Genomic DNA, 20,598 nt, shown 5'->3' with positions numbered 1-20,598 from the left:
CGGAGAGCGGGGTGGGGCCGATGCGGCTCGGGGTGTTCCTCAACCAGGACGGCGCGGTCGGGCTGGCCCGGCGCGCGGAGGAGCTGGGCTATGCCACCGCGCTGGCCCCGGAGGGCTTCCGCTCGGACGCGGTGAGCGTGCTCGGCGCGGTCGCCGGGCGCACCAGCCGGATCGGCCTGGCCTCCGGGGTGCTGCAGATCGCCGCGCGCGCCCCGGTGCTGACCGCGCTCACCGCGGCCACCCTGGACTCGCTCTCCGGCGGCCGGTTCCGGCTCGGGCTCGGGGTCTCCAACCCGGACGTCTCCCTGGGCTGGTACGGCGTGGACTTCGACCGCCCGCTGCGCCGGCTGCGCGAGTACGTGGAGATCGTGCGGCTGGCCCTGCGCGGCGAACCCGTGCGCTACCACGGCGAGCACTACCGGCTGCCGCCGCCGGGCGCGGCGGAGACCGCGCACCTGCGGGCCGCCCCGGTGCGCGCCGACCTGCCGATCCACCTGGCCGGGGTCGGCCCGCGCAGCCTGGAGCTGGCCGGGGAGGTCGCCGACGGCTGGATCGGCGTGTTCAGCCCACCCGAGCGGATCAGCACCGCCCTCCAATATGTCCACAAAGGACGAACGAAGGCGGGGAAGACGCTGGCGGGCTTCGAGGTCATGCCGTCGGTGCCGATCGCGGTCGACGAAGACGCGGAGCGCGCGGCCCGGTCGCTGCGCGGCTACTTCGCCCACTTCATCGGCCTCGGCGACCCGGCAAGGAGCATCTACTACCGCCTGGCCACCGAACTGGGCTTCGAACGCGCCGCCGCGGAGATCCACCGCCGCCGCGCCGCGGGCGATGCCGAGGGCGCGGCCGAGGCGGTGCCCTTCGAGCTGATCGACGCCACCGCGCTGCTCGGCGACCCCGGCCGGATCGCCGCCCGGCTGGCCCAGTACCGCGAGGCCGGGGTCACCACCCTCGGCCTGACCCTGCTCGCGGCCACCCCGCACGAGCGGCTGAGCGTGCTGGAGGCCGCCGCCGACGCGGCTGAGCGCCTCCCCAGCACCACACCACCGGCCGCGGCGAGCATCGGCTGAAGCCACAAGGGAAACGACAGAAGGGAGTCCGGCAGTGCACCGCAGCCTCATCGTCGCCCGACTGGACCCGGCCCACACCGGGGAGGTCGCGCGGCTGTTCGGCGAGTCCGACCAGACCGAGCTGCCGCACCGGGTCGGGGTGACCAGGCGGACGCTGTACTCCTTCCACGACCTCTACTTCCACCTGGTGGAAAGCGAGCACGAGGTCGGCGAACGCCTGCGCGAGGTCCGGGAAACCCCGCTGTTCCAGCAGCTCAACACCGACCTGGCCGGGTACGTGCGCCCCTACCACCCGAGCTGGCGCGGCCCCAAGGACGCCATGGCCACGCCCTTCTACCAGTGGGACCGGCCATGACCGGGCTGCGCAAGGTCAGGGCCGAGGACATCCCGGCCAACCGCAGGCGCGGCGGCGACATCCGGGTGCTGCTCAGCCCGCGCACCGTCGGCGCCTCCGCCGGGTTCCTCGGCGTGCTCACGCTGCGGCCCGGCGAGTTCGTCGCCGAGCACTACCACCCCTACTCCGAGGAGTTCCTCTACCTGGTGCGCGGCCAGGTGGACGCCTGGATCGACGGGCAGCTGCTCAGCCTGGCGGCTGGCGAGGGCGTGCTGGTGCCCATCGGTTCCCGGCACCGCATCGAGAACAACGCCGAGCAGGAGGCCTTCGCGGTGTTCCAGCTCGGCCCGCTGGCGCCGGAACCGAGCCTGGGACACGTGGACACCGAGGAGCTGCCGAACCCGGATGCGCCCCATCCGGAGATTGCGAGCCGGTGATGACCGCCGTCGCCGTCACCGGTATCGGGGTGGTCGCGCCCGGAGGCGTTGGCGTGCCCCAGTTCTGGGACCTGCTCACCGCGGGCCGGACCGCGACCCGGCCGATCTCGCTGTTCGACGCCACCGGGTTCCGCTCCCGGATCGCCGCCGAATGCGACTTCGACCCCCGGCGGCACGGCCTGTCCAAAGAGCAGGCTCGCGACCTGGACCGGGTCGCCCAGTTCGCGCTGGCCGCGGCCCGTGAGTCCATTGTGGACAGCGGATTGGACTTTCCTTCGCTTGCCCCTGAACGGCTTGGGGTGGTGCTGGGCAGCGCGGTCGGCAACACCACCCGGCTGGAACAGCACTACCTGGAGGTCAGCGACTTCGGCCGGAACTGGCAGGTCGACGCGGCCAAGGCGGAGGAGCACCTCTACGACTACCTGGTGCCCAGCTCGATCTGCCGCGAGGTGGCCTGGCTCTGCGGTGCCGAAGGACCGGTCAGCCTGATCTCCACCGGCTGCACCGCGGGACTGGACGCGGTGGCGCACGGCGCGGCGCTGATCGCCGAGGGCAGCGCCGAGGTGGTGCTGGCCGGGGCGGCCGAGGCCCCGATCTCGCCGATCACCGTGGCCTGCTTCGACGCCATCCGCGCCACCTCGCCCAACAACGAGGAGCCTGCCCAGGCCTCCCGGCCCTTCGACGGCCGCCGGGACGGGTTCGTGCTCGGCGAGGGCGCGGCCGTGCTGGTGCTGGAGGAGGCCGGGTCCGCCCGCCGCCGGGGTGCCCGGATCTACGCCGAGATCAGCGGATTCGCCAACCGGGGCAACGCCTTCCACATGACCGGGCTGAAACCGGACGGGCGGGAGCTGGCCGAGGCGCTGCGCACCGCCCTGGACCGCGCCCGCACCGATCCCGCCGCGGTGAACTACGTCAACGCGCACGGCTCCGGCACCCAGCAGAACGACGTGCACGAGACGGCCGCGGTCAAGACGGTGCTCGGCGCGCACGCCTACCGGACACCGATGAGCTCCATCAAGTCCATGGTCGGCCATTCCCTTGGCGCGATCGGCTCGATCGAGCTGGCCGCCTGCGCGCTCGCCTTGCACCACCAGGTGATCCCGCCCACGGCCAACCTCGCGGTGCCCGATCCGCGCTGCGATCTCGACTACGTGCCAAGGGAAGCCAGGCAGACGCGGCTGGACACGGTGGTCAGCCTGGGCAGCGGCTTCGGCGGCTTCCAGAGCGCCATGGTGCTGACCAGGGCGGGCGGTGTGCGATGACCGGCCGTGCGGTGATCACCGGGCTGGGTGTGGTCGCGCCCAACGGAATCGGCGTCGAGGCGTACTGGGCGGCCACCCTGGCCGGCAAGAGCGGCATCGACCACGGCGTGCGCGCCGGGGTGGTGCCGGAGTTCGCCGCCGCCGACCATCTGCCCTCCCGGCTGCTGGTGCAGACCGACCGTTGGACCCAGTTCGGCCTGGCCGCGGCGGAGCTGGCGCTGGCCGACGCCGCGCTGGACCCGGCCACCCTGCCGGAGTACGAGTTCGGCGTGGTCACCGGCAGCTCCTCCGGCGGCAACGAGTTCGGGCAGCGGGAGATCGCGAAGCTGTGGACCGGCGGGCCGGAGCACGTGGGCGTCTACCAGTCCATCGCCTGGTTCTACGCGGCCACCACCGGCCAGGTGTCCATCCGGCACGGCGCCCGCGGCCCGTGCGGGGTGCTGGTCTCCGAACAGGCCGCCGGGCTGGACGCGCTCGGCCAGGCCCGCAGGATGCTGCGCACCGGCGCGAGCGTGCTGCTCTCCGGTGGCGCCGAAGCCCCGCTGTCCCCATATGCCAAGCTGTGCCAGGAAACCAGCGGCCGGATCAGCCACACCGGCTACCGGCCCTTCGCCCGCGACGCCGACGGCCACCTGCCCGGCGAGGGCGGCGCGCTGCTGGTGCTGGAGTCCGAGGCCTCGGCGCGGCGGCGCGGGGCGCGCGGCTACGGGGTGCTCGCCGGGTACGCGGCCACCTTCGACCCGCCGCCGGGCAGCCACCGGCCACCCGCGCTGCGCCGCGCGATCGAGCTCGCCATCGCCGACGCCAGACTGTCCACATCGGACATCGACGTGGTCTTCGCCGACGCCGCGGGCACCCCCGGGCTGGACCGGCGGGAGGCCCAGGCGCTGGCCGAGGTCTTCGGCCCGCACGGCGTGCCGGTCACCGCGCCCAAGTCGATGACCGGCCGCCTGTACGCCGGTGGCGCGCCACTGGACGTGGCCGCCGCCCTGCTCTGCCTGCGGGATCAGGTGATCCCGCCGACCACCGGGATCGGCGAGGTGCCCGAGGGGTACCTGCTCGACCTGGTCAAGGACGAACCGCGGCCGGACACGCCGCGCACCGCGCTGGTGCTGGCCAGGGGTGCGGGCGGCTTCAACTCCGCCGTGGTGCTCACAACAGCTGGAGGGAACCCATGTCCGGATTCACCCTGATCGACCTGAAGAAGGTGCTCACCGAGGCAGCGGGGGAGGAGAACGCCGACCTCGCCGCCGGCCTGGACACCCCGCTGGCCGACCTCGGCTACGACTCGCTGGCCAAGCTGGAGGTGGCCGCGCTGCTGCGCCGGGCCTACCGCCTGCCGGTGCCGGATGAGGCCGTGGACCGGATGACCACACCGAGGGAGACGGTGGCCTACCTCAACGACCTCGCCGGGCAGGCCTGAGATGGCCGCGCGCACCGAGAACACCGTGCTGGTCCAGGCGCCGATGGACCTGGTGTGGCGGATGACCAACGACGTGGCCTCCTGGCCGGAGCTGTTCAGCGAGTACGCCGCCGCGGAGATCCTGGAGCAGGGCGAGAACCGGGTGCGGTTCCGGCTCACCACCCACCCGGACGAGGCAGGCCGCACCTGGAGCTGGGTGTCGGAGCGGCACAGCGACCCGGCCAGTCGCACGGTCCGCGCGGAACGGGTGGAGACCGGGCCGTTCGAGTACATGCGCATCCACTGGGACTACACCGAGGTCGACGGCGGGGTGCGGCTGCGCTGGGTGCAGGACTTCGCGATGAAGCCCGCCGCGCCGGTGGACGACGCGGGCATGGCCGAGCGGATCAACCGCAACACCCCGGTCCAGCAGCGGCGGATCAAGGAGATCGTGGAACGCGCCGCCAAGGGCGAAGGGTGAGCGTGCTCGCCCTGGTCGCGGCGCTGGCCAACGGGGTCGCCGCCGGGATCATGCTGTCCACGGTGATCGGCATCGTGCCGCTCATGCTGGCCCTGCCCTACGGCCAGTACGTGCAGCTGGTGCGCTTCCTGTGGCGGCGCTACGACCCGATCATGCCCGCGCTCAACGGCGGCGTGCTGCTGCTGGACCTGCTGCTGGCCGCGCTCGCTCCGCAGGGCCGGGCCGCGCACACCGCGGCCGCGGTCCTGCTGGCCGCGGTGGTGCTGATCTCGGTGAGCCGCAACGTGCCGGTCAACCGCTACGTCACCGCGCTCGACCCCGCGCACCGGCCTGCCGACTGGGCGCGGCGGGATCCGCGCCGCCGCTGGCGGAACTGGAACCTGCTGCGCACCGGGCTGGCCACGCTGGCCTTCCTGCTCAACCTCATCGCCCTGTGAACCGCAAGGGAGAGGAACAACATGACCGCACTGACCGGGAAACGCGCACTGGTCACCGGAGGCACCAGGGGCATCGGCCGGGGCATCGTCCGCGCGCTCACCGCGGCCGGGGCCGAGGTCCTGGTCTGCCACCGCACCGACACCGAGCACTCGGCCAGCCTGAAGGCGGAACTGGCCGGGCTGCCCGGCGAACACCACGTGGTGCGCGCCGATGTCACCGAGGAAGCCGAGGTGGACCGCCTGCTCGCCGAGGCCCGCGAGGTCTACGGCGCCTTGGACGTGGTGGTCAACAACGCCGGGGCGATCAGCCACGTGCCCTTCGCCGAGCTGCCCCTAGCGGAGTGGCGGCGGGTGCTCGACACCGGGCTCACCGCGCCCTACCTGGTGACCAAGGCCGCGCTGCCGCTGCTCGGGCCGGGTTCCTCGGTGGTCAACATCGGCTCGAAGGTCGCCACCGTCGGCATTCCGCTGCGCGCGCACTACACCGCGGCCAAGGCCGGGCTGATCGGCCTGACCCGCTCCCTGGCCAAAGAGCTGGGGCCCCAAGGCATCCGGGTCAACCTGGTCGCGCCGGGGGTGATCGCCACCGAGGCCGAGCTGCCGCCGGAGGTGGTGCGCCGCTACCAGACGCTCACCGCGCTCGGCAGGCTCGGCGACGTGGCCGACATCGGCGCGGTGGTCGCCTTCCTGGCCGGTGACCAGGCGGCATACCTGACCGGGGAGACCATCCACGTGGACGGAGGGATCTGAGCATGGCCGAGACGTTCCGGGTGCTGCTGCGCATGTGCACCCACCCCGGCCGGGCCGGGGAGTTCGAGGCGGCCTGGCACGCGGGCGCGGACATCATCACCACCCAGCCCGGCAACCTCGGGCAGTGGCTGGCCCGCAGCAGTGAGGAGGAGGGCGTCTACTACATCACCAGCGACTGGACCGACGAGGACACCTTCCGCCGCTACGAGCGCAGCGAGACCCACCTGGCACACCGCCGGCGACTGCACCCCTTCCGCAGCAGCGGGTCGATGACCACGATGACCGTGCTGCGCGCGATGACCGGAGCGGCCGGATGAGCGCGCGGGCCAGGGTGCTGCTCTTCGCCGCGGCCGAGCGGCCGCAGGACGTGGTGGCCGCATACCACCGGATCAGCCAGGACCTGGACGGCACACCGGGGCTGCTCGGCAACGAGCTGCTGCGCGAGGTCTCCGCCCCGGCAGGCCGGTTCGTGGTGATCAGCGAGTGGGCGAGCCTGGCCGCCTTCCAGGACTGGGAGCGGGGCAGCGCGCACCGGGACACCACCGCACCACTGCGGCCCTACCAGGACACCAGCCGGGGACGCTTCGGTGTGTACGAAGTGCTCGCCGGATACGGGGGAGAGGGCCGCTCGTGAGGTACCTGCTGCCACTGTCCGCAGTGGACCTGGACGACACCGGGCAGATCGGGCGCAAGGCCGCCGTGCTCGGCGCGCTGCGCGGCCAGGGCTTCCCGGTGCCGGACGGCTTCGCGGTGACCACCGAGGCGGTGCGGGCGCCCGCGGAAGAGCTGCGCGCCGAGCTGGCCGAAGCCCTGCGCGAGCTCGGTGACCCGCCGGTCGCGGTGCGCTCCTCCGGGGTGGCCGAGGACCTGGCCGATCAGTCCTACGCCGGGCAGTACGAGTCGGTGCTGGACGTGCGCGGGCCTGCGGCGGTGCTGGACGCGGTGCGGCACTGCTGGGCCTCGGCCGACTCGGCGCGGCTGGCCGTCTACCACCGCGGCGAGGGCGCCCCGCCCCCGATCGGCGTGCTGGTGCAGCGGATGGTCCCGGCCGTCGCGGCCGGGGCCGCCTTCTCCGCCAACCCGGTCACCGGGGACACCGGTGAGGTGCTCATCAGCGCGGTCCGCGGCCTCGGCGAACAGCTGATGGCCGGTGCGGTCACCGCGGAGGAGTGGGTGGTGCGCGGCGACACCGCCGAACGCACCTCCGGCGACCAGGACGCGCTGACCGCCGTGCAGGCCAAGGAGATCGCCGCGCTGGCCCGGCGCGTGGCCGAGCACTTCGGCGTGCCGCAGGACATCGAGTGGGCGATCGCGGACGGCGAGCCCGCCCTGGTGCAGGCCCGGCCGATCACCGCGCTACCGGAGCAGGTCGAGCAGATCCCGGTGGACGCCGCGCCGCCGCCGGGGTTCTGGGTGCGGGACCGCAACTCCGACCGGCCGTGGACGGCGATGCAGCGCTCGGTGTTCCTGCCGGTGTTCGCCGAGGTCTCCCGGCACGTCTTCGCCTTCACCACCGGCGCGCGGCCCGCGGTGGCCCAGATCGGCGGCTGGCTGTACCTGAGCCTGCCCCCGGACACCCCGGCCGAGCGCGCCCAACGGCTGGCGCACATCGCCGCGCGGATCGCCGCCGGGGAGCCCCTGGCCCTGGTGCGCCGCTGGCAGCAGGAGTGGAAACCCGCCTTCGCCCAGCGGATCGCCGCCCTGCGCGAGACGGACCTGACCGCACTGTCCGATGTGGACTTCGCCGCGCACTTCCGGCGGATCGCCGAGTTCTTCGGCGAGCTGCACGAGGTCTACTTCCGGCTCAGCGGCGCCTCCATCGCGCTGCTCGGCGAGCTCGGCCTGACCTGCCGGGAACTGCTGGACTGGACCCCGGAGCAGACCCTGCGGCTGCGCGGCGGCCTCACCGGCGACCACATGCCGGCCGCGGTCCGCCTCGGCGAGCTGGCCGCGCTGGCCGCCGGGCACCAGGATCCCACCGGCGGCCCGGCCTTCGCGGCCGCCTTCGCCGAGTACGTGCGCGACTACGGGCACCGCACGGTCGGCTTCGACATCACCGAGCCCACCATGGCCGAACAGCCCGGCATGCTGCTGAACCTGGTCCGCGCCCAGCTCGACTCGCCCTATGACTTCGACCGCGAGCAACGCGCGCTCGCCCAGCGCCAGCAGGCCGCGCTCACCGAGGCCCGCGCCGCGCTCGCCCCCGCCGACCGGGAGAAGTTCGAGTCGGCGTTCGCCGGCAGTGAGGCGGCCGGGCCGGTGCGCGATGAGAAGGTCTTCTACGCGGTCTCGCTGTGGGCCCAGTTCCGCTACGCCACCCAGGAGCTTGGCCGCCGCCTGGCCGCCCGCGACCAGCTCGCCGATCCCGGCGACGCCTTCCACCTCGACCTCGAACCCGCGCTCACCGCACTCGCCCAGGGCGGCGACGTGCGCGAACCGGCCAGGCTGGGCCGGGGGCAGCACGCCTGGGCGCTGGCCCACCCCGGCCCGAAGTTCCACGGCGACTACCAGCCACCGGACTCCGGCGACCTCACACTGTCCCCGGCAGCCCAGCGGGTCGCCGAGGCCGGGCAGTGGTCGATGTCGCTGTGGGGCGGCGGCCCGGCAGGTGAGGCCGAGGACGGTTCGCTGCGCGGCATCGCGGCCTCGGCCGGTCGCTACACCGGGCCGGTGCGGGTGATCACCTCGGTCACCGAGTTCGGCAAGCTGCGCAGCGGCGACGTGCTGGTGTGCCCGGAGACCACCGCGCAGTGGGCGGTGCTGTTCCCCAGCATCGGCGCGCTGGTCACCGACAACGGCAGCCTGCTGTCCCACCCGGCGATCCTGGCCCGCGAGTACGGCATCCCCGCGGTGGTGGCCACCGGCAACGCCACCGGCGCCCTCCGCGACGGCCTGCTGGTCACCGTGGACGGCGCCGCGGGCCTGGTCCGCCCGGCGGGCTGACCATGCGCGTGCTGTTCACCACCTGGGCCTGGGCCTCGCACCTGTCCCCGCTGGTCCCGCTGGCCTGGGCGCTGGCCTCGGCCGGGCACGAGGTGCGGGTGGCCAGCCAGCCCGGCCTGACCGCGGAGATCACCCGCGCCGGGCTCACCGCGGTGCCGGTCGGCGCGGACCTGGACATCCGCCCCCGGCTGGCCCCGCTCTCAGCCCGGCTGGCCGCCGCCGGACGGCCGATCGAGATGCCCGAGCTGATCACCCGCTTCGGCGCGGGCACCGTCTCGCTCTACCTGGAGCTGGCCGAGGCCATGCTGCCGGACACCCTGGCCTTCGCCCGCCGCTGGCGACCGGACCTGGTGGTGCACGAGCCCACCACCTTCGCCGGCCCGCTGGTCGCCGCCGCGCTCGGCGTGCCCTCGGTCCGGCACCTGTGGGGCATGGACTTCACCTACCTGACCAGCCCGCTCGAACCCGTCGCGCTGACCCCGCTGGCCCGCCGCCTCGGTCTGTCCACTGTGGACACCCTGGGCGTGGTCAGCATCGATCCCTGCCCACCCTCGTTGCAGGCGGGCTTCCCGGTGCGCCGCCTGCACCTGCGCTACACGCCCTACAACGGGGCCGCCGAGCTCCCGGACTGGCTGCGGCGCCCGCCGCAGCGGCCCCGGATCTGTGTCACCGCGGGCACCGTCGCCGGTCGCTTCGGCGGGGCCGAACCCCTGGACGCCAGGGTGGTGGCCGCACTGTCCGAAGTGGACGCCGAGCTGGTCGTGCTGGCCCCGGCAGGCGAGCTGCCGCGGCGGCCGAACCTGCGCACCGCGCCGCGGATCGCCGCGCACCTGCTGCTGCCCGGCTGCGACCTGGTGATCCACTCCGGTGGCGGCGGACTGGCCATGACCGCCCTGCACGCCGGGGTGCCGCAACTGCTGCTGCCGCTCAACCCCGACCACCAGTTCAACGCGCGCCGCCTGGCCAAGGCCGGGGCAGCCCGCCTGGTGCACGCCGTGCACGCGGACCCCGGGGCCATCCGGGCCGCGGCCGCCGACCTGCTGCACACCCCGTCCTACCGCGCCGCGGCCAGGGGCCTGCGCGCGGAGATGGCCGCGCAACCCAGCGCCCGCCAGGTGGTCGGCGAACTGACCCGGCTCGCCGGGGAACGGACGGTGTGCCATGCCGGCTGAACCACTGCGCATCCTGTTCACCACCCAGCAGGCCAGCGGCCACCTGCGCCCGCTGATCCCGATCGCGCAAGAGGCCGCCGCCCGCGGCCACGACGTGCGGGTGGGCAGCACCGAACGGCTGCGCGCCGAGGTCACCGGCTTCGGCCTGACCCTGCACCCGGCAGGCTACGAATGGGGCCCCGACCTGCTGCCCCTGCTGCCCGCCGGATACCACCGCTTCGGCTTCGCCGAGGCCGCCGACGCCCTCACCGCGCTCACCCCCGCGGTCACCGCCCTGTTCGCCGGTCCGGCCGCCCGCGCCACCGCACGGGACATCCTGGCCGCGGACTGGCACCCCCAGCTGGTCGTGCGCGAGGCCGACGAGTTCGGCGGCTACCTGGCCGCCGAGGCCCTGGGCATCCCGCACGTCTCGGTGGCCTCCTTCGGCGGCCTGGACGGCATCCGCGGCCCCGATCTCGCGCCCGTGCTGGACCTGGGCCGCGCCGAGCTCGGCCTCACCCCCGACCCGGCGGGCGAGCGCCTCTACCACTGGCGGCACGCCACCTTCGTCCCCGAGGCCTACGGCGCGGCGGAGTTCATCCTGCCCCGCACCAAGGCTTTCCGGCACGCCAACGTGGAACAGCGGCGGGGCAGGCTGCCGGACTGGCTGACCGAGCTCCCGGCGGACCGGCCGTTCGTCTTCGCCGGGTTCGGCACCGTGGTCTACGAACTGCCAGGGGCGCAAGCCTTCCTGCGCGAGGTGCTGGCCGCGCTCGGCGCGGTGGACTGCACCGCGGTGCTCGCCGTCGGCGCCGGCCACGACCCGGCCGACCTCGGCAGGCCACCGCCCAACGTGCGCCTGACCGACTTCGTGGACCAGGCGCTGATGCTGGAGGGCTGCGACCTGTTCCTCACCCACGGCGGCCTCAACAGCGTCAAGGAGGCGCTGCGGCTGGGCGTGCCCATGGCAGGGGTCGGCCCCGGCGCGGACCACCGGCACAACCTGCGGATGTGCGCGAAGGCCGGGGTGGCCGAGGTGGTCGACGTGCACGAGGCGACCACGGACAACCTCGCCGCGGCAATGAGAACCGTCCTCACCCAGCCGCGCTACCGAGCCCGCTCGCGGTGGCTGCAACGGCACCTGCACGCCCTGCCCCCGGTGGCGGTGCTGGTCGACGAACTGGAGGAGCTGGCATGATCGGCCGCAGTGCGGTGCCGGCGGAGTACCGCCGGTGGAACAAGGAATGGGGCGCGCCGTTCGGTTTCCGCGTGCCCGGCTCCCTGGAGCACCACCACCGCCTCACCGACGCCGATCCCGCCCGCTACGGCCCGTTCGGCTTCCAGCAGACCAGCTTCACCCGGATCGTGGAGTACCCGTGGGCCTTCCACACCGCCGACCTCCGGCCCGGCCTGCGGGTGGTCGATGTCGGCGGCTGGCTCAGCGGTTTCCAGGTCGTGCTGGCCAAAGCCGGGTGCTCAGTGGTGAACGTCGACCCCTCCGAACCGGCCGACCAGCGCTGGACCCCGGACCACCGCGCGGCAGGCGCGGACACCCACGCCGAGACGCACCGCCGGTTCACCGCGCTGTTCGAGGTGGACGTTCCCCTGGTCCGCAAACGCCTGCAGGACGCGGAGCTCGCGCCCGGCTCGGTGGACCGGATCTTCGCGCTGTCCGTGCTCGAACACGTCGGCCAGGCCGAAGCCCGCGACATGCTGGAGACCATGGCCAGCGCGCTCGCCCCCGGTGGCCTGGCGCTGCTGACCATCGACCTGTTCCTGGACCTGCGGCCCTTCGGCCTGCTGACCCGCAACTACTGGGGCACCAACCTCGACGTGCGGGCGCTGCTGGAGGGCCTCGGGCTGGAGCTGGTGGCCGGGGATCCCGCGGAGCTGCTGGGATTCCCGGAGTTCGACCCGCGGCGGGTGGTCGACCGGGTGGGGGAGTACAACCTGAGCCCGCTGTACCCGGTGATGAGCCAGCTGGTGGCGCTGCGCAAACCGGCCCCCTGACAGGATCAGGCCAGTGGGGTGAGCCCGCTGGTCCGGCTGGCCTAGCATGGACCGCGACACCGGCGGACTCGGAGTGCGGGGGCAGGGCGATGGCGAAGGTCGGGGAGCACCCACGGGTCCGCCTGACACACGTGTTCAGCGAGCAGGACCGCCTGTACGGCCCCGTCCTCACGAGCAAGATCCAGTACTCGCTGCACGAGATTCCGGTGCCCAGGCCGACCACGGGTGTGGTGACGGCCACGGTGTCGTGTGGCACCTGCGACGCGCGCCTGGAAACGCGGGTGTTCAGTCCGGCCGAACGGCTGCGGGCGAAGCTGCGCTGGCTGGCGATCCTGCTGGCGGGCGCGGTGATCGCCGCTGTGTTCATCACCATCCAGATCAGGCTGGAGCAGGCGGACGAGGACCTGAGCCTGGGCACGATGCTGCTGCTACTGCTCGGCAACGTGACCGGCCTTGGCGGAGCGGTCACCGGCGCGGTGCTGCTGTTCCTGGAGGACGGTGTGCGGCTCTCGTTCCGGGGCGCCGGCAGCCACCAGCTCCGCCGCTGGTGAACCGTTGCGCGCCAGCGCCTCCAGCACCGGCACCAGCTCCGCCGGAGTGGGCAGCGCCAGCGCCTCGGTGCGCAGCTCCCAGGCGGCGGCCCGGTAGTCCTGGTCCGCCAGCAGCTCCTTGGTCGCGGTGCGCATCCGCTCCGCGTCCGCTTCCCCGGCCCGCAACCGGATCCCGGCCCCGGTCCCGGCCAGCTGGGTGGCGTTGCACAGGGTGTCCTGCAAGGTCGGCACCAGCAGCTGCGGCACCCCGGAGACCACCGCGGACATGGTGGTGCCGCCACCGGCCTGGTGCACCACCGCGGCGCAGCCCGGCAGCAGGTCGCGCAGCGGCACCGGGCCGAAGTGCGTCACGTTGTCCGGCAGCTCGCCGAAGAGGGGCCGCTGCGACTCCAGCGCGGCCACCACCACCTCGGCGTCCACAGTGGACAGTGCTCGGACTGCCCTGGGGGCCAGGTAGGTCTCGTGCAGGCCGACGCCGTGGATGGTGGTGCCCCAGGTGACGCAGATCCGTGGCCGCGCGCCGCGCCGGTACAGCCAGGGCCGCGGCGCGATCCGGCCGTGGTACGGAACATACCGCTGGTGCCTGCGCGGGATGTCGGCCGGAACCTGCAACCGCGGCGGGCACGGGTCCAGGGTGAGCGTGCCGGTCAGGTTGATCTCGGTGCGGCCGACCCGGCGCAGCAGCGGACCCATGATCCGGTCCGCGATGCCTTGCAGCGGCAGGCTGAAGTCCGGCGCCCACAGCTGACGCGCCGACGGGATGTCCAGCGCGGCGGCCAGCAGCGGGCCGAGGAAACCGGTCGGCTCGAACACCACCAGGTCCGGTCGCCAGGTGCGGGTCAGCGCGAGCGCGTCGTCCAGCATGGCGGCGCAGCCGTCCAGCACCACCCGCAGCATCTCCCGCCCGAACTGGTTCTGCGCGAGGTCCCTGGTCCGCCCGGACACCGGCGGCGCGGCCGCGGTCCAGGACGCCGGGCGCTCGAAGGTGCTGGGCGCCAAGGCTTCCGCGGGCAGCGCGCCGAAGCGCCGCCGCAGCTCCGCGGTGACGTCGAGGTCCGGACCCAGTGCCACCGCGGTCAAACCGGCCTCGGCGACCGTGCCCGCGAAGCCCGGCGTGGTGGCCACCAGCACCTCGTGCCCGGCCGCGCGCAATGCCCAGCCCAGCGGGGCCAGCGGCTGGAAGTGCCCGGTCTGCGCCCAGGTGGTGAACAGCACCCGCATACCGGCTACACCGCCTCCGCGTCGAGGCGGGAGAACACCAGGTCGGCGTCCCCGGTCAGCTCGCCGCGCACCCGCAGGGCCGGGCCGGGCGCGGTGTCCACATAGCTGGACGGCCGGTAGCTGTTGGCCAGCCGGTAGGGGTGGAAGCCTTGGCTGGTCAGCAGTTCCACGGTTTCCGCGACGGTGTGCGACTGGCTGGCCAGCAGCCGCTGGCTGACCTCCACCACGATCTCCGCCTCCGGCCGCAGCTCGCCCAGCACCGGCCGCAACCCGGCCAGCGCGACGTGCTCCCCGCCCTCCACATCGATCTTGATCAGCCGGGCCCGCCGGAGCTCTTCGGGCCGCACCAGCTCCGCCAGTGGCAACGCGTCGACCTCGAACACCGGCACGTCCGCCTCGGACGGCCGCACGCTGGTGGTCACGCTCGGCGCGCCCGGCACCGGCTGGTAGAAGGCCAGCGTCTGCGCCCGGTCGGACACCGCCTTGGGCACCGTGCGCACCGTGCCGACCCGGTTGAGCGCGAGGTTGCCGCGCAGCACCGCGCACACCGAGGGCGAGGCCTCCACCGCCACCACCCGGCCGGCCGGGCCGACCAGGTGCGCGGCCACCAGGCTGAAGTAGCCGATGTTGGCCCCGCAGTCGACGAAGACGTCCCCCGGCCGCAACCGCCGCCGCAGCAACGCGGTCAGGTTCGGCTCCCACACGCCGAACTGGTAGAGGTAGCGCTGCACGATGTCCCTGGTGTCCACCCGCACCCGCTGCCCGGTCCACAGCCGGGCCAGGCGTACCACCGGATCGGCCTTGAGCGCGGCGTTGAGGTAGCGGTCCACCAGCAGTGCCTTGCCCGCTCGCCACGGGGCGTACCGCACGTAGTCGCGGGCCAGGGTCAGCACAGCCAGCTCCCCTCGGCCATCACGGTCCGGCCGGGGATCTCCGGCAGCCCGCGCCAGGCCTGGATCCGGTGCGGGGTCAGGCGCAGCACCACCGCGCCGGGCACCCGGCCGGGGTCCAGTGGCAGCCCCGCGGTGCACTCCGGCGGCAGCTCGCCCGGCGGGTGCACGCTCGCGGTGGCGTCCAGCAGCACCACGTCCCTGGTGCTGCCCACGGCCAGCCGGACCCGGCCGTCGCCGGCGAGGTTGCCGATGCTGCGGTTGCGCCGCTTGGTGGTGGCGTAGACGTGCGTGCCGTCCCAGGTGAAGGCCAGCGGGACCAGGTGCGGGCCGCGGCCGTTCGCGGTGGCCAGCCACAGGTGCCGCTCGGTGCGCAGCAGCTCCCGGACATCGGCTGCCCGTAGCTCCGGCGGCCGCGGCGGGGCGCTCAGCAGCGCCAGCACGGCATCGGCGGCCTGCTCCGGGGTGCTCACGGTGGTGTCCAGGCGCAGATCAGGGTGTTCCGGCGGCTCGTACGGCGAGTCGATCCCGGTGAACTCGGGCAGCTCCCCGGCCCTGGTCCTGCGGTAGAGGCCCTTGGGATCGCGTCGCTCGGCCACGGCCAGCGGCGCGTCCACGAACACCTCCCGGAAGTCGTGCCCGCCCACGGTGTCCCGCGCGAGCGCCCGGTCCGCGCGCAGCGGCGAGATCAACGCCACCAGCACCACCAGCCCGGCATCGGCCAGCAGCCGGGCCACCTCGGCCGCCCGCCGCACGTTCTCGGTCCGGTCCGCCAGGGAGAAACCCAGGTCCCGGTTCAGCCCGGCGCGCAACCGGTCCCCGTCCAGCACGCACACCGCGCGCCCGGCGGCCCGCAGCCTGCCTTCGACCACGGCGGCGATGGTGGACTTGCCCGCACCGGACAGGCCGGTGAACCACAGGATGGAGGCCATGCCGGCACCGTGCCGCGCCCGGCTGGTGCCGCGTTGGTGGCCTGCTCGGACCGGCCCGGTAGGACGCCGCACCAGGACGACCGGAGCGGCACCCGGTTGACCAGACCTAGCGTCCCTGCCGTGTCAGCCAGAACAGTCAGGGCCGTGGTGCTCGGCGGAACCGGGTTCCTCGGCCGCCACCTGTGCCGCCACCTGGCCCGCTCGGGGTACGAGGTGCTCGCGCTGGCCCGGCGGCCCGCGCCGCTGCCCGCCGGGTGCCGGTTCCAGCGGCTCGACCTGACCGGCGTGGCCCCCGACCGGCTGGCCGCGCTGCTGGCGGCCGAGCGCGCCGCCGTGGTGGTCAACGCCGCGGGCGCGCTGTGGGAGGCCGACGACCCGGCCATGGTGGCGCTGAACGCGGCCGCGGTGGACATCCTGCTGACCGCGCTGGGCATGCTGCGCCCCGCGCCCCGGCTGGTGCACCTGGGCTCGGTGTATGAGTACGGCCGCCAGCCCGAGGGCGCGGAGCTGACCGAGACCAGCCCCGCCGATCCGCGGACCACCTACGCGCGCACCAAGTTCCGCGCCACCCAGGACATCCTCAGCGCGGGCGGGCACGTGGCCGCGCTGGTGCTGCGGCTGAGCACGGTCATCGGCCCGGACGCGCCCCGGCAGAGCCTGCTCGGGCAGCTGGCCGCCCAGCTCGCCGGGCACCCAGCGGACCCGGTGCCGCTGGAACTGCCGCCGCTGTCCGGGAACCGGGACTTCGTGGACGTCCGGGACGTGGCCGGGGCGGTGCTCGCCGCGGCCCGGCGGCCCGGCGTGACCGGGGTGCTCAACATCGCCTCCGGGCGACTGGTTCCGGTGCGGGCCGCGGTGCGCGAGCTGATCGAGATCAGCGGCCGCCCGGTCACCGCGGTCACCCGGCTGCGCGGGCGACCGCGCCGCGACGACGGGTTCGGCGCACACCGGATCGTCATCGACCAAGCTCGCCACCGCCTCGGCTGGACACCGACGCGCGGGCTCACCGACGCGCTGCACGCGCTGTGGGCACAGGCGAGCCCGCCGCAGAAGGAGAGGCCGTAGTGGACGAGCTCATCCTGGCCCGCACCCGCGAGCTGCACCGGGAGATCGAGGCAGGCCAACGGTTCGTGCCGGGGGTCACGCCGATCCTGCCCTCCGGCGCGGTGCTGGACGCGCAGGACCGGGCGGCGCTGGTGGAGCAGGCGCTCGGGCTGCGCATCGCCGCCGGGGCCACCGCGCTGCGCTTCGAACGGCAGTTCGCCAAGACCATGGGACTGCGCAAGGCGCACCTGACCAACTCCGGCTCCTCGGCCAACCTGCTCGCGCTGACCGCGCTGACCGCACCGGGCCTCGGCGATCGGCGGCTGCGGCCCGGCGATGAGGTGATCACGGTGGCCGCCGGGTTCCCCACCACGGTCAACCCGATCCTGCAGAACGGGCTCATCCCGGTGTTCGTGGACGTGGCACTGGGCACCTACAACACCACCGCCGACCTGGTCGCCGCCGCGATCGGCCCGCGCACCAGGGCGATCATGCTCGCGCACGCCCTGGGCAACCCGTTCCCCGCCACCGAGATCGCCGAACTGGCCGCCGCACACGGACTCTTCCTCATCGAGGACAACTGCGACGCGCTGTGCGCCACCTACCAGGGCAGGCAGACCGGCACCTTCGGCGAGCTCAGCACGGTCAGCTTCTACCCGGCGCACCACCTCACCATGGGCGAGGGCGGCTGCGTGCTCACCGACGACCTCGCGCTGGCCCGGATCGTGGAGTCGTTGCGGGACTGGGGCCGGGACTGCTGGTGCCAGCCGGGGGAGGACAACCGCTGCCTGAAACGGTTCGACCAGACCGTCGGCGAGCTGCCGCCCGGCTACGACCACAAGTACATCTTCTCCCACGTCGGCTACAACCTGAAGACCACCGACCTGCAAGCCGGGCTCGGCCTGAGCCAGCTGGCCAAGCTGCCCGGGTTCGTGGCCGCCCGGCGGCGCAACTGGCGGCGGCTGCGCGCCGGACTGGACGGCCTGCCCTGGCTGCTGCTGCCCGAACCCACCCCTGGCAGCGACCCGAGCTGGTTCGGGTTCGTGCTCACCGTCGCCGAGGACGCCCCGTTCACCCGGCGGGAACTGGTGCGGCACCTGGAGTCCCGGCGGATCGGCACCCGGTTGCTCTTCGCGGGCAACCTCACCAGACACCCCGCCTACCGGGATCAGCCACACCGGGTGGTCGGCGGCCTGCGCGTCAGCGACATCATCACCGAGCGGACCTGCTGGATCGGGGTGTACCCGGGCATCACCGAGGAGATGCTGGACTACATGATCACCACCATCACCGAGTTCACCACCGGCGCGGCGGGGCGGGGCCGATGCGCGTCCTGATCACCTGCTGGGCCTGGCCCTCGCACTACCTGCCGCTGGCGCCGGTGCTGTGGGCGTTGCAGGCCGCCGGGCACGAGGTGCGGGTGGCCAGCCAGCCGCGGCTGACTCCGGTGATCACCGCTTCCGGCGGCGTCGCGGTGCCGGTCGGCCCCGACCTGGACCACGAGACCGTCCGCCGGGAACGCATGCCGGCCATGACCTTGCCCTCGGTGCCGGACGCGCCGGCTCCCGGTGAGTCCACATCGGACTGGTCGCCGGCCCGCAAAGCCAAGGTGCGCCAGGTCTTCGGCGTGTTCACCGCCTACACCGAGGCGATGATCGAGGACCTGCTGGACTTCGCCCGCCAGTGGCGGCCGGAGCTGGTGATCCACGACCCCACCACCTACGCCGGGCCGCTGGTCGCCGCCGCCCTCGGCGTGCCCTCGGTTCGGCACGTGCACGGGGTGGACGTCACCTACCAGGCTCGCGAGCTGGTGCCGGAGCTGATCGAACCGGTGCGGCGGCGGCTCGGCCTGCCCGCGGCGGACCCGCTCGGCGTGGCCACCCTGGACCCCTGCCCGCCGGCCATGCAGATCAGCACCGGCCTGCGGCACATCCCGGTGCGCTACCTGCCCTACAACGGCCCCGCCGTGCTGCCCGACTGGCTGCACCGGCCCGCCGATAAGCCGCGGATCTGCCTGACCTGGGGCACTTCCACCAGCCGCCTGGCCGGTGCGGAGACCTTCCGCCCGCCGCTGCTGCTGGAACAGCTGGCGGGGCGGGACCGCGAGGTCGTGGTGTCCCTGGCCGAGCACGACCTCGCCGCGCTCGGCCCGGTGCCGCCGGGTGTGCGCGCGGTGGCCGCGCTGCCGCTGCACCTGTTGCTGCCGCACTGCCAGGCGATCGTGCACCAGGGCGGCAACGGCACCCTGCTGACCGCCGGGTACCACGGGGTGCCGCAGGTGGTGCTGCCCCAGCTGCCCGACCAGCGCTTCCTCAGCGCACAACTGGCCGCCACCGGGGCGGGCCGGGTGGTGGCCGAAGCCGAGGTCGGCGTCGCGGTCGAGCAGGCGCTGGCGGATCCGGGCTGGCGCGCGGCGGCGGCCGGGCTGCGGGCGGAGATCCTGGCCCAGCCGGCCCCGGCCGAGGTGGTGCCCGAGCTCGTCGAACTGGTCAGCGGGTCAGCGCCGGGCTGAACTCGCGGGGGTCCGCGCGGAAGATCCTCTCGGCCCCCAGCAACGAGTTCCGCACCGCCGCGCTGCCGTACTCGCGCATCTCCGCCTCGTACCCGGACACCGCCTCCCGCAACCCGGCCGCGCCGGTGAGCACCGGCCGCAGCCGTTGAGTGAGCAGGGCGGCATCGCGCAGCGCGGTGTTCGCGCCGGTGCCGCCCACCGGCGTGGTGGCGTGCACGGCATCGCCCAGCACGGTCACCGGCCCGCTCGGCCACGCCGGCACCGCGCTGCCTGCCCGGATCGCCAGCGGAAAGGTCACCGGGACCACCGAGCGGGCCAGCAGTTCCGCCAGCGCGGGATGCCAGCCCGCGATCGCCTGCCGCGCCTCCTCCAGCAGCCGTCGCGGGGTCGCCGTCCACAGTTCCGGCTCGGTCAGGGTGAACCCGGGCGCCACCAGGGTCCACTTCAGGTAGGCGGCCACCGGATCCAGCCGGGGATCCGCCACGGCCGGTGGCGTCACCGGCTCGAAGGAACCCAGGGCCAGGGTGCGCCGGTGCGGGCCGAGCACGGGGCAGGAGCCACCGAACAGCCCGGCGGGCAGCAGCTCGCGCAGTGCCGAGGTCAGCGGGGCCTGACCGTAGATCGCGCGCAGGCCGGTGTCCACCACCCCGGCGGCGGGCAGCAGCTGCCGCCGGATCACCGAGTTGATGCCGTCCGCGCCGACCAGCAGGTCCGCCTCCGCGCTGCCGCCACCGGCGAAGTGCACCCGGACTCCCTCACCGGTGGACGAGTAGCCCAGCACGGTGTGTCCGAAGTGGACGGTGTCGTCGAGCCCGGCCAGCAGGACCTGGCGCAGGGTCAGCCGGTTCACCCCCCGGCTGGCCTGGGCCGGGTCGAAGGGGGCCGGGTCGCGGTGGGTGTGCCGCAGGGTGAGGTGGTGGTCGTAGACGCTGCCCCTGGACATGTACGGCGGGCAGGCGGTGGCCAGGAACAGCTCGTGCAGCTCCGGTGGCAGGCAGGCCCGCAGCGCCGCGTTCCCGTGCCGGTCGACGCGCAGCCGGTAGCCCTGGTGCCGGCTGCGCACGGCCGGATCCCGTTCGTACACAGCGACTTGCGCCCCGGCTGCGCGCAGGCCCTGGGCCAGGCACAGCCCGCCCACCCCGGCCCCGGCGATCGCCACCCGCAGTGCCAC

At 74.1% G+C, this 20,598-nt stretch carries 22 protein-coding genes; 18 read left to right on the top strand and 4 right to left on the bottom strand.

Annotated elements, in window-relative coordinates; genetic code table 11:
- Positions 1-20 precede the first annotated feature (20 nt).
- The 15 genes from M8C13_RS31790 to M8C13_RS31720 are packed head-to-tail and all read left to right on the top strand — an operon-like array spanning position 21 to position 12,277.
- A complete protein-coding gene (locus M8C13_RS31790) occupies positions 21-1,070 on the top strand; it encodes an LLM class flavin-dependent oxidoreductase (RefSeq protein WP_252484452.1) in 1,050 nt (349 codons plus the stop codon).
- 34 nt (positions 1,071-1,104) lie between these two features.
- Complete coding sequence (locus M8C13_RS31785) at positions 1,105-1,425, top strand: TcmI family type II polyketide cyclase (RefSeq protein ID WP_252484451.1); 321 nt, start codon at positions 1,105-1,107, stop codon at positions 1,423-1,425.
- Complete coding sequence (locus M8C13_RS31780) at positions 1,422-1,841, top strand: cupin domain-containing protein (protein ID WP_252484450.1); 420 nt, start codon at positions 1,422-1,424, stop codon at positions 1,839-1,841. The genes M8C13_RS31785 and M8C13_RS31780 overlap by 4 nt, the downstream gene beginning before the upstream one ends.
- Complete coding sequence (locus tag M8C13_RS31775; protein WP_252484449.1) at positions 1,841-3,103, top strand: beta-ketoacyl synthase; 1,263 nt, start codon at positions 1,841-1,843, stop codon at positions 3,101-3,103. The genes M8C13_RS31780 and M8C13_RS31775 overlap by 1 nt, the downstream gene beginning before the upstream one ends.
- On the top strand, positions 3,100-4,296 hold the full coding sequence (locus M8C13_RS31770) for a ketosynthase chain-length factor (RefSeq protein WP_252484448.1): 1,197 nt from the start codon (positions 3,100-3,102) through the stop codon (positions 4,294-4,296). The genes M8C13_RS31775 and M8C13_RS31770 overlap by 4 nt, the downstream gene beginning before the upstream one ends.
- Complete coding sequence (locus M8C13_RS31765; protein WP_252484447.1) at positions 4,278-4,526, top strand: acyl carrier protein; 249 nt, start codon at positions 4,278-4,280, stop codon at positions 4,524-4,526. The genes M8C13_RS31770 and M8C13_RS31765 overlap by 19 nt, the downstream gene beginning before the upstream one ends.
- A 1-nt stretch (position 4,527) precedes the next feature.
- A complete protein-coding gene (locus M8C13_RS31760; protein WP_252484446.1) occupies positions 4,528-4,986 on the top strand; it encodes an SRPBCC family protein in 459 nt (152 codons plus the stop codon).
- Positions 4,983-5,423: an anthrone oxygenase family protein gene (locus tag M8C13_RS31755; protein WP_252484445.1), complete on the top strand. Its 441-nt coding sequence runs from the start codon at positions 4,983-4,985 to the stop codon at positions 5,421-5,423. Before M8C13_RS31760 ends, M8C13_RS31755 begins: the two co-directional genes overlap by 4 nt.
- Before the next feature lie 21 nt (positions 5,424-5,444).
- Positions 5,445-6,173: an SDR family NAD(P)-dependent oxidoreductase gene (locus tag M8C13_RS31750; protein WP_252484444.1), complete on the top strand. Its 729-nt coding sequence runs from the start codon at positions 5,445-5,447 to the stop codon at positions 6,171-6,173.
- Between the two features lie 2 nt (positions 6,174-6,175).
- On the top strand, positions 6,176-6,490 hold the full coding sequence (locus tag M8C13_RS31745; protein ID WP_252484443.1) for an antibiotic biosynthesis monooxygenase: 315 nt from the start codon (positions 6,176-6,178) through the stop codon (positions 6,488-6,490).
- Positions 6,487-6,807: an antibiotic biosynthesis monooxygenase gene (locus M8C13_RS31740; RefSeq protein WP_252484442.1), complete on the top strand. Its 321-nt coding sequence runs from the start codon at positions 6,487-6,489 to the stop codon at positions 6,805-6,807. Before M8C13_RS31745 ends, M8C13_RS31740 begins: the two co-directional genes overlap by 4 nt.
- A complete protein-coding gene (locus M8C13_RS31735) occupies positions 6,804-9,116 on the top strand; it encodes a PEP/pyruvate-binding domain-containing protein (protein WP_252484441.1) in 2,313 nt (770 codons plus the stop codon). The genes M8C13_RS31740 and M8C13_RS31735 overlap by 4 nt, the downstream gene beginning before the upstream one ends.
- A gap of 2 nt (positions 9,117-9,118) precedes the next feature.
- On the top strand, positions 9,119-10,288 hold the full coding sequence (locus M8C13_RS31730) for a nucleotide disphospho-sugar-binding domain-containing protein (RefSeq protein ID WP_252484440.1): 1,170 nt from the start codon (positions 9,119-9,121) through the stop codon (positions 10,286-10,288).
- A complete protein-coding gene (locus M8C13_RS31725) occupies positions 10,278-11,465 on the top strand; it encodes a glycosyltransferase (protein ID WP_252484439.1) in 1,188 nt (395 codons plus the stop codon). The genes M8C13_RS31730 and M8C13_RS31725 overlap by 11 nt, the downstream gene beginning before the upstream one ends.
- Entirely contained in the window at positions 11,462-12,277 is an 816-nt protein-coding gene (locus M8C13_RS31720; protein ID WP_252484438.1) for a bifunctional 2-polyprenyl-6-hydroxyphenol methylase/3-demethylubiquinol 3-O-methyltransferase UbiG, read from the top strand. Before M8C13_RS31725 ends, M8C13_RS31720 begins: the two co-directional genes overlap by 4 nt.
- 428 nt (positions 12,278-12,705) lie before the next feature.
- On the opposite strand, the gene M8C13_RS31715 is transcribed toward M8C13_RS31720, so the two are convergent.
- The 3 genes from M8C13_RS31715 to cysC are packed head-to-tail and all read right to left on the bottom strand — an operon-like array spanning position 12,706 to position 15,943.
- Positions 12,706-14,049, bottom strand: a complete 1,344-nt coding sequence (locus M8C13_RS31715) for a nucleotide disphospho-sugar-binding domain-containing protein (RefSeq protein ID WP_252484437.1) — start codon at positions 14,047-14,049, stop codon at positions 12,706-12,708.
- Between the two features lie 5 nt (positions 14,050-14,054).
- Complete coding sequence (locus M8C13_RS31710; RefSeq protein ID WP_252484436.1) at positions 14,055-14,942, bottom strand: FkbM family methyltransferase; 888 nt, start codon at positions 14,940-14,942, stop codon at positions 14,055-14,057.
- Positions 14,936-15,943, bottom strand: coding sequence for an adenylyl-sulfate kinase (gene cysC, locus M8C13_RS45850; protein WP_374213212.1), 1,008 nt, complete (start codon positions 15,941-15,943; stop codon positions 14,936-14,938). Before cysC ends, M8C13_RS31710 begins: the two co-directional genes overlap by 7 nt.
- Before the next feature lie 48 nt (positions 15,944-15,991).
- Here cysC and M8C13_RS31695 point away from each other — a divergent pair, with 48 nt between their 5' ends.
- From M8C13_RS31695 to M8C13_RS31685, 3 genes are read left to right on the top strand one after another with little or no spacing between them, the layout of a single operon-like run.
- Positions 15,992-16,936 carry an NAD(P)-dependent oxidoreductase gene (locus M8C13_RS31695; RefSeq protein ID WP_252484435.1) on the top strand — a complete coding sequence of 315 codons (945 nt, stop codon included), beginning with the start codon at positions 15,992-15,994 and terminating at the stop codon, positions 16,934-16,936.
- Positions 16,936-18,252, top strand: coding sequence for a lipopolysaccharide biosynthesis protein RfbH (gene rfbH, locus M8C13_RS31690; protein ID WP_252484434.1), 1,317 nt, complete (start codon positions 16,936-16,938; stop codon positions 18,250-18,252). The genes M8C13_RS31695 and rfbH overlap by 1 nt, the downstream gene beginning before the upstream one ends.
- Positions 18,240-19,427 (top strand): nucleotide disphospho-sugar-binding domain-containing protein, encoded by a 1,188-nt coding sequence (locus M8C13_RS31685; RefSeq protein WP_252484433.1) that lies wholly within the window; start codon positions 18,240-18,242, stop codon positions 19,425-19,427. Before rfbH ends, M8C13_RS31685 begins: the two co-directional genes overlap by 13 nt.
- Here M8C13_RS31685 and M8C13_RS31680 read toward each other — a convergent pair.
- Positions 19,405-20,598, bottom strand: coding sequence for an FAD-dependent monooxygenase (locus M8C13_RS31680; protein WP_252484432.1), 1,194 nt, complete (start codon positions 20,596-20,598; stop codon positions 19,405-19,407). The two genes, M8C13_RS31685 and M8C13_RS31680, sit on opposite strands and share 23 nt — an antisense overlap.

The sequence above is a fragment of the Crossiella sp. SN42 genome, assembly GCF_023897065.1.
In the GTDB taxonomy this organism is placed as follows: Bacteria; Actinomycetota; Actinomycetes; order Mycobacteriales; family Pseudonocardiaceae; genus Crossiella.
Note: the sequence above shows the minus strand (reverse complement) of the source record. Positions and strands in the feature narration are given on the sequence as shown.

Coding starts and splice junctions, on each gene's coding strand:
- M8C13_RS31765 (WP_252484447.1), top strand. CDS start 4,278: ATGTCCGGATTCACCCTGATCGACCTGAAGAAGGTGCTCACCGAGGCA.
- M8C13_RS31720 (WP_252484438.1), top strand. CDS start 11,462: ATGATCGGCCGCAGTGCGGTGCCGGCGGAGTACCGCCGGTGGAACAAG.
- M8C13_RS31775 (WP_252484449.1), top strand. CDS start 1,841: ATGACCGCCGTCGCCGTCACCGGTATCGGGGTGGTCGCGCCCGGAGGC.
- M8C13_RS31685 (WP_252484433.1), top strand. CDS start 18,240: ATGCGCGTCCTGATCACCTGCTGGGCCTGGCCCTCGCACTACCTGCCG.
- M8C13_RS31745 (WP_252484443.1), top strand. CDS start 6,176: ATGGCCGAGACGTTCCGGGTGCTGCTGCGCATGTGCACCCACCCCGGC.
- M8C13_RS31725 (WP_252484439.1), top strand. CDS start 10,278: ATGCCGGCTGAACCACTGCGCATCCTGTTCACCACCCAGCAGGCCAGC.
- M8C13_RS31750 (WP_252484444.1), top strand. CDS start 5,445: ATGACCGCACTGACCGGGAAACGCGCACTGGTCACCGGAGGCACCAGG.
- M8C13_RS31790 (WP_252484452.1), top strand. CDS start 21: ATGCGGCTCGGGGTGTTCCTCAACCAGGACGGCGCGGTCGGGCTGGCC.
- M8C13_RS31740 (WP_252484442.1), top strand. CDS start 6,487: ATGAGCGCGCGGGCCAGGGTGCTGCTCTTCGCCGCGGCCGAGCGGCCG.
- M8C13_RS31770 (WP_252484448.1), top strand. CDS start 3,100: ATGACCGGCCGTGCGGTGATCACCGGGCTGGGTGTGGTCGCGCCCAAC.
- M8C13_RS31730 (WP_252484440.1), top strand. CDS start 9,119: ATGCGCGTGCTGTTCACCACCTGGGCCTGGGCCTCGCACCTGTCCCCG.
- M8C13_RS31760 (WP_252484446.1), top strand. CDS start 4,528: ATGGCCGCGCGCACCGAGAACACCGTGCTGGTCCAGGCGCCGATGGAC.
- M8C13_RS31780 (WP_252484450.1), top strand. CDS start 1,422: ATGACCGGGCTGCGCAAGGTCAGGGCCGAGGACATCCCGGCCAACCGC.
- M8C13_RS31715 (WP_252484437.1), bottom strand. CDS start 14,049: ATGCGGGTGCTGTTCACCACCTGGGCGCAGACCGGGCACTTCCAGCCG.